General features: G+C 67.1%; 3 protein-coding genes. 1 reads left to right on the top strand and 2 read right to left on the bottom strand.

Features of this window, described 5'->3' with window-relative positions; translation table 11 throughout:
- On the top strand, positions 1–1,107 hold a 1,107-nt coding region (locus tag V5A20_RS13170; protein WP_332327546.1), incomplete at its 5' end, for an FAD-dependent oxidoreductase.
- Between the two features lie 75 nt (positions 1,108–1,182).
- Here V5A20_RS13170 and V5A20_RS13165 read toward each other — a convergent pair.
- Together V5A20_RS13165 and V5A20_RS13160 are read right to left on the bottom strand one after the other, a co-directional pair.
- Complete coding sequence (locus V5A20_RS13165; protein WP_332327545.1) at positions 1,183–2,847, bottom strand: CCA tRNA nucleotidyltransferase; 1,665 nt, start codon at positions 2,845–2,847, stop codon at positions 1,183–1,185.
- A gap of 270 nt (positions 2,848–3,117) precedes the next feature.
- A complete protein-coding gene (locus V5A20_RS13160) occupies positions 3,118–4,284 on the bottom strand; it encodes an alanine racemase (protein WP_332316709.1) in 1,167 nt (388 codons plus the stop codon).
- Between the last annotated feature and the right edge of the window lie 427 nt (positions 4,285–4,711).

The following is a 4,711-nucleotide window of genomic DNA, read 5'->3' as shown; positions in this document are numbered from 1 at the left end:
TCCAGCGGGGCCTCCAGTCGGTCGCACGGCCTTCTTCACAGCGGGGCCCGCTACGCCGAGGCCAACCGGGTGGGGGCGGAGGAGTGCATCGTGGAAAATCGCATCCTCCGCTCCATTGCGGGGGCGTGCATTCGCGACACCGGCGGTTTGTTTGTCCAGTTGGCCGACGACGACCCGGACTACTTCGAAGAGAAGCGGGCGGCCTGCAACGAGATTGGCATCGAGACGACCCTGCTTAGTGCGGCGGAGGCCCAGGCCCATGTGCCAGGCTTGTCGAACGAGGTGGAGCGGGCGATGTGGGTGCCCGACGGGGTGGTGTATCCGTCGCGCCTCAGTGCGGCCAACGCCGCCGACGCGGAGGCCCACGGTGGGGTTGTTCGTCCCCACGCGCCCCTCGAAGACCTTGTCGTTGAGGGAGGCCACGTCGTGAAGGCACTGGTTGGGGGAACGGTCGATGCGGCGGTTGAGCCCACGTACGTCGTGAATGCGACGGGGGCCTGGGCGGGCACGGTGGCGTCGATGGCCGACGTCGATGTGGGGATGGCACCCTCCCGGGGCGTGATGATCTCGGTGGAGTACGACGGCCTCGGCCCGGCCCTCAATCGGTGCCGCGACCCGGACGACGGGGACATCGTCGTGCCCCACGACGACGAGGCGGTGCTCGGGACGACAAGCGTGCCCGTGTCGGATCCGGATGACTACGAGCAGGCCGACTGGGAAATCGAAAAATCGGTGCGAGAGTGCGCGGCCATGCTGCCCCCTGTGGCCGACGCCCCGGCGGTGCGCACCTGGTGGGGGGTGCGGCCGCTGTACGCCCCCGACGAGCAGGCGAGCAACCGGCGCGGCATCTCGCGGGGATTTACGGCCCTGGACCACGCGGCCGACGGCGTCGACAATTTCGCCAGCATCGTCGGGGGCAAGTTGACGACCTACCGGCAAATGGCGGAGGCCGTGTCCGATCACGTCTGCGACAAACTTGGGGTGGATCGCCCCTGCGAGACCGCCACTCGCTCTTTGCCCGGCGCCGACGATCCCGACCGGCTTGACAGCTTCGTGGCGGCCTACGATGGGCAAGGGCCGACCGACGCGGATGTCTCTGGTCGCTAATATCCGCGTCCGTGCAGCCCGCCCCGGTGATGATGTGGTTGGGGGCGGAAGGGTGGGCTCGGCTCTTGGCCGCGTCTACGGCCGTTCTGCGTCGGGGGACTCTTCTGCCGACACCACCCCCTCTTTCACCTCCTCGAGAACCGCCAGTGCCTCGTCCTGCTCCTTCGGCAGGTCCGGGTCTTCAAAAACAACCTCCTTGATTGCGCCCAGCGCCCGGTTCTCGGCGCCTTGCAGGCGGTCCTGCATCGTTTCGAAGAGGGTGCCACGGCGGAGGGCTTCGTCCTTGATGTCCATGAGGTAGCTGTAGGCCGCGTCGTGCTCGTTGGGGATCTCGCCGTCGAGAATGGCCTCGCGGATCCACGTCTTGGCGATGCCCACCGCCACGCCCTCGTCGATCCCGAGCGTCTCCATGATCTCGTAGCCGTCCACCGGCGGCTCGAAGTTGCGGAGGCGGTCCTTCTCCTCCACGATTCGCATCTTTTCCTCCACGCGGTCGAAGGCCCGTTGGTAGCGACGCCGGCGGTCGGGGTTGTTGGAGGTTACGTCCGAGCGCACCAGCGTCATGAGGTCGTCGATGTCGTCCCCCGCCTCGTAGAGCAGGCGGCGCACGGCCGAGTCGGTGACCTTTTCGTCCGCCAGGGCGATGGGGCGGAGATGCAGGCGCACAAGTTTCTGCACATAGTCCATCCGCTCGTCGGTCGGCAGGCGCCACGTGCGGAAGAGGTCCGGAATCATGCGGGCGCCCACGTCTTCGTGGCCGTGGAAGGTCCAGCCGTCCTCCGGGTCGAAGCGCTTGGTGTCCGGCTTGGCGATGTCGTGGAGGAGGGCCGCCCAGCGGAGCCAGCGGGTTTTTTGTCCTGGACGGTCCGAGGTGCGCTCGGCCACGTTGTCGAGCACTTCGAGCGTGTGGTAGAAGTTGTCCTTGTGGTCGCGGCCGTTGACCACGTCGACTCCTTTCAGTTGCTGAATCTCGGGCATGAAGTGCGCCAGCACGCCGGAGGCCTCCAGCATCTTGAAGCCGATGGACGGAGTGTCCGCCTCCAGCATCTTGTGGAGCTCCTCCGTGATGCGCTCCTGGCTCAGAATCTCGACGCGCGCGGCCTTCACGCCCATGGCGTCAAACACGCGGTCGGACACCCGAAACTCCAGCTGCGTGGCAAAGCGGGCGGCCCGGATCATGCGGAGCGGGTCGTCCTCGAATGTCTCCTCGGGGTCGAGCGGCGTATCGATGGTGCGCCGTTCCAGGTCGCGCCGCCCGTCGAACGGATCGATGAGATCGCCGAAGCGGCCGGGCGTGAGGTGGATGGCCATCGCGTTGACCGTAAAGTCGCGGCGGTACTGATCCTCCTCCAGCGTGCCGGCCTCCACCTCCGGCTTGCGCGAGTGAGACCGGTAGCTCTCTTTGCGGGCGGCCACGAACTCCAACACGAGCGCGTCGTCCGGGTGCCCCTCCGGCAGGGCCTCCGCCGCAGGAATGCGGATGGCGGCGGTGCCGAACGTGGGATACACATGCGCGGTGTGCCCCCCTAGTTCTTCGCCGACCGCCTCGGCCAGCGCGATGCCAGTATCGGGCCCGACGGTCACAAAGTCGAGGTCCGTGGTGGAGCGGCCCAGGAGCACGTCGCGCACCATGCCGCCTACAGCGTACGCTTCGATGCCTTCCTGCTCGGCCACCTGCCCGATCGTGCGCAGGATCGACGTGTAGGGAACCTCTCGCAGCCGCTCGGCGAGATTGTCCATGTTGGTGTAGGAGCGGACCTCTGTCATGCGGGGGCAAGCTGGTAAATGCCACTGCGCGGTGTGTACAGACGACGCGCGGCCCCGGTTCGTTCGGGGCGGGCAGGGGTTTTGGTCGGCAACTCACGGGGAAGGTCGATGAGACGGGCGGTCCGCCGATGGCAGGCCGCAGACACAGACGCGCAGTCCGCCGGCCGAAGCGGGTCGCCCTCAGGCCGGACCGATGTGACTCTACGGGTCCGGTTTGCGAGGCCTGAGGGCGCGATCCGGCCATCACCATCCACGGGCGTCCACCGTCCACGTGTCGACCCCCGTGTCGCCGTCCACGACGTGGAGCCGGTCTTGGTTGGCGACCGTCACGCAGGCGTGGTTGGGCACGATGCGGAGCCGGTCTCCAACTTCAAGGTCGACGCCTGCGTCCACCGTTAGCCATCCGTGCTCCTCCGAGAGACGATCGACGCGGAGGCCGGGATGGGGCTGCATGGACGCGGCATCGGCCAGCGCGACGCCGTACCCGTCCGTGCCGGCGCCGGTGTCGGTGGTGAACACCTTCTTCCCGGCGTCGACGAAGGCGTGGTGCGAGCCGTCCGGTTTGGTCTGTGTGCTGATGACGGTCGTGAGCACCGTGAGGGCGCAGTCGTCGAGGGCCGCGGCGCCGAGGGCCACCTGCATCGCGTCGTGCATCACGTAGTTGCCGGGGCGAATCTCGGTGACGCGGAAGCCGTCGCGCTCGGCATTTTCAAAGGCCGCCATCGACGGCGTGGACCCGATGCTGATTTCAAACGCGCCGGGATCGAGGGCCGAGCCCGCTGCCTCGCTCAGGGCGGACGCGACCGACAGCATCCGGTCGCGCTCCTGCCGGGCCGCGCGGCGGAGCGCCTCGTCCCGGGTCTCCCCGTCGGACGGCCCGTCGTAGGCCTGCCCGGCGTGCGTGAGAATTCCCGCGAGTTGCAGGCCCGGCAACGTCGCGATCCGCTGCGCCAGCGTGCCGGCAGCGTCCTCGTCCGACCAGTGCACGCCGCAGCGGCCGTGGCCCACGTCCACCTCGATGAGCACGTCGACCGAATCGTCCGCCTCCGCGTAGACGGCCGACGCCTGCTCGGCGCCCGCCGGGGTGTCGACCGTGAACGAAATAGTTGCTTCATCTCGAAGTGACTGCAGCCGCTCGTGCGTGTCGAGACCGGTGACGGGGTAGGCCACGCGCACGTCTTCAAATCCGGCGTCAACGAACGTCTCGGCCTCCCGCACGGTGGCGACGGTCAGCCCCGCGGCGCCGCGATCGCGCTGTCGTCGAGCGAGGGCCACGGACTTGTGCGTCTTGGCGTGGGGGCGGAGCGTGACGTCATTTGCGTCGGCCTTTGCCTGCATGGCCGCGAGGTTTGCCTCTAGGCGCGACTGTTCGACGAGGAGGGCCGGGGTGGAGAGGTCGGGGAGGGTCATAAAAGTGAACAGGAATACGTCATCGGAGAAGACTGCCTGGCGGGTCCACGATCCATGCCGACATGAAGTGTTTCACAGGGCCGCCGGTCGACTCTGTGGCAATGCAGGCAGGTGAGAACTGAAGAAAGCGGAGTGTGAGTGCCGTTGAGGCCTGCAACGAGCGGAGTAATCCAAAAGATAACTGTTTAAGTGGAAGTAAGATTGAGTGGTACCCCTGCGGATGGATGAAAGAAAAGCGAAGCGCGTAGGGTATTCTATCCCTGTGCTCCATCCGAAACGACTCCACGGGTATTGGGCGGAGGGTGTTCGGCGGGAGCGCGACCGCCGCTCGTTCAACAACCTCCCGCAAGACCATGGCCCGACCTCGTCCGCTTGACCTTCGTCGCCCCGAGGCCCGAGAGACGGTGCATCGGGTATACGCCGTCAA

It is taken from the genome of Salinibacter sp. (assembly GCF_036626415.1).
Taxonomy (GTDB): domain Bacteria; phylum Bacteroidota; class Rhodothermia; order Rhodothermales; family Salinibacteraceae; genus Salinibacter.
Note: the sequence above shows the minus strand (reverse complement) of the source record. Positions and strands in the feature narration are given on the sequence as shown.

Excerpts from the sequence above, each read along its gene's own strand:
- V5A20_RS13165 (WP_332327545.1), bottom strand. The coding sequence starts at position 2,847 with ATGGACAATCTCGCCGAGCGGCTGCGAGAGGTTCCCTACACGTCGATC.
- V5A20_RS13160 (WP_332316709.1), bottom strand. The coding sequence starts at position 4,284 with ATGACCCTCCCCGACCTCTCCACCCCGGCCCTCCTCGTCGAACAGTCG.